We start from the raw sequence: 2,610 nt of genomic DNA, 5'->3' as shown, positions 1-2,610 counted from the left end.
AAGGACTGCACGTACACGCTGACGACGAATCTGGACGGCAATGGTCTGCCGCGGATCACTCAGCCGATTTCGATCTTCGGCCATGGGGCCACGATCGCGCGTGCCGCCAACGCGGATCAGTTCCGTCTCTTCGAGGTCGGTCCCGGTGGTGACCTGAAGCTCCGCAAGCTGACCCTCACCCGCGGTGAGACCGCCGTGGATCAAGAGGGCGGTGCCATCAGGGTGAGCCCCGCAGGGCGGCTGGAGCTCAACGACGTCAAGGTCACGGACAACACCGTCGACGACGTCCTGCAGGACGTAGCCGGTGGCCTCCTGAACGACGGCATCGCCACGGTGCGCAACAGCGTCTTCCACCGGAACTCCGGTGAGGACGGCGCCGGCATCTACAACAACGGCAAGATCGAGATCAGTGACTCCGAGATCACCGGCAACATCGCCGACCCGGACGACGGTTTCGCCGCCCTCTACAACGACAACAGCATGAAGATTCGCAGGAGCACGGTCAGCCACAACACCGCCAATGACGGCGGTGGTGTGCACAACGACGGCGTGCTGGAGGTCGAGGAAAGCACCTTCGCCCACAACTTCGCGGCAGAGGAGGGTGGCGGTATCGAGAGCGACTCCGGCCCGCTCTACTTGCGCGACAGCCTCATCAAGGGCAACACCGCCGTGGAGAACGGAGGCGGTGTCGATGTTCCTGAGCCCGCGACGATCGTGGGCACCAAGGTCGTGGACAACGCGGTCACCGGTACCGAGGCCACCGGTGGCGGTGTCTTTGTGGACGAAGAGGTCTCGATCCGCGATTCGAAGATCATCAACAACCAGGCTCCCGGGAACGCAGCAGTGGGTGGTGGCATCTTCGTCGACAGTTCCGGCATCCTGAGGCTGACCGACTCCAAGGTGGCCGGCAACATCTCGGATGCGGCTGCCGGCGGCGTCCAGAACAACGGCACGGTCGAGACCTACGGCAAGGTCAGGATCATCGACAACGTGCCGACCAACTGCGACGGAAGCCTCAACCCCGTCCCGAACTGCTTCGGCTGATCCAGCACCGCACCGAACCCTGAGTCGAGCTCGCCCCCGGCATCCAGCCGGGGGCGAGCCCGTGCCCCAGCCGAACCAAGCATCGACACTCCCACACCTGGGCTAATTATCCGATTTTTGGCTTTCATTATGTTGCGATGTGGCTCACTCGGTCCCGTGAGAAAGCGAGCTGTGTCGGATGTCTGCTGTGCGTTGTGTGAAGTCGGCGGTGCTGGGCCGCCATTGGAGGGCTGCTGTGATCGCGGCGGCTGGTTTCGCGACGATGGTCGGTACTTCGACTGTTGCGGTGGTCGCGGGGGCGGGTGCGGCCGAGGCGCACGCGCCGTCGCCTGTCGCGGGGGGTAAGGGCGGCGAGGGCAAGGAGAGCAAGGGGGACAAGGGTGGCCACGGCAAGGGTGACAAGGGTGGTCATGAGGGTCGGGGTGAGGACGGGGGTGGAAGGAAGTGGGGTGGCGATCACGAGGATGACGGCAAGGAGTATGTGGAGTGTGACCCGAATGCCCTGGTCGCGGCGCTGGTCGAGTTGAACGAGAATCGTGGTGGGGATCTTGTTCTGGCCAAGGACTGCACGTACACGCTGACGACGAATCTGGACGGCAATGGTCTGCCGCGGATCACTCAGCCGATTTCGATCTTCGGCCATGGGGCCACGATCGCGCGTGCCGCCAACGCGGATCAGTTCCGTCTCTTCGAGGTCGGTCCCGGTGGCGACCTGAAGCTCCGCAAGCTGACCCTCACCCGCGGTGAATCCGCCGTGGATCAAGAGGGCGGTGCCATCAGGGTGAGCCCCGCAGGGCGGCTGGAGCTCAACGACGTCAAGGTCACGGACAACACCGTCGACGACCTCTTGGAGGACGACGCCGGTGGCCTGTCGAGCGAAGGCATCGCCACGGTGCGCAACAGCGTCTTCCACCGGAACTCCGGTGAGGACGGCGCCGCCATCGACAACGACGAAGGCAAGATGGAGATCATCGACACCGAGATCACCGGCAACATCGCCGACCCGGACGACGGTTTCGGCGCCGTCTACAACGACGACGGCGGCTCCATGAGGATCCGTAACAGCCTGATCAGCCACAACACCGCCGATGACGGCGGTGGTGTGCACAACGACGCCGTGCTGGAGATCGAGAAGAGCACGATCGCCCACAACTTCGCCGCGACGGACGGCGGAGGCATCGAGCACGACTCCGGCGTGCTCTACCTGCGCGACAGCGTCGTCAAGGGCAACACGTCCGCGGAGGACGGTGCCGGTCTCTCCCTCAGCGAGCCGGCGTCGATCGTGGATTCCGAGATTTCGGACAACGCCCTCACCGGATCCGACGCCATCGGCGCCGGCATCTGGATCGAGCTGGACGAGGAGGAGGCGGTCTCGATCCGCCGCTCGAAGGTCGTGCGCAACCAGGCCCCCGGCAACGGAGCCCAGGGCGGCGGCATCTTCAATACGGGCGAGGAGGCGAGCATCGGTGTTCTGAGGCTGACCGACTCCAAGGTGGCCGGCAACATCTCGGATGCGGCTGCCGGCGGCGTCCAGAACAACGGCACGGTCGAGACCTACGGCAAGGT

Annotated in this window: 2 protein-coding genes; both read left to right on the top strand. The window is 64.8% G+C overall.

The genetic code is table 11. The annotated features are described in order from the left end of the window. Positions 1-1,044 (top strand): right-handed parallel beta-helix repeat-containing protein (locus ACFV6V_RS31030; protein ID WP_385571175.1); only part of this gene is annotated, 1,044 nt, incomplete at its 5' end. A 178-nt stretch (positions 1,045-1,222) separates the two neighbouring features. Then, positions 1,223-2,610: right-handed parallel beta-helix repeat-containing protein (locus tag ACFV6V_RS31025; protein ID WP_385571174.1), on the top strand; the 1,388-nt coding region annotated here is incomplete at its 3' end.

The sequence above is a fragment of the Streptomyces sp. NPDC059828 genome, assembly GCF_042731955.1.
Classification (GTDB): Bacteria; Actinomycetota; Actinomycetes; order Streptomycetales; family Streptomycetaceae; genus Streptomyces.
The sequence above is the reverse complement of the archived record's forward strand: the minus strand, read 5'-3'. Positions and strand labels throughout refer to the sequence as shown.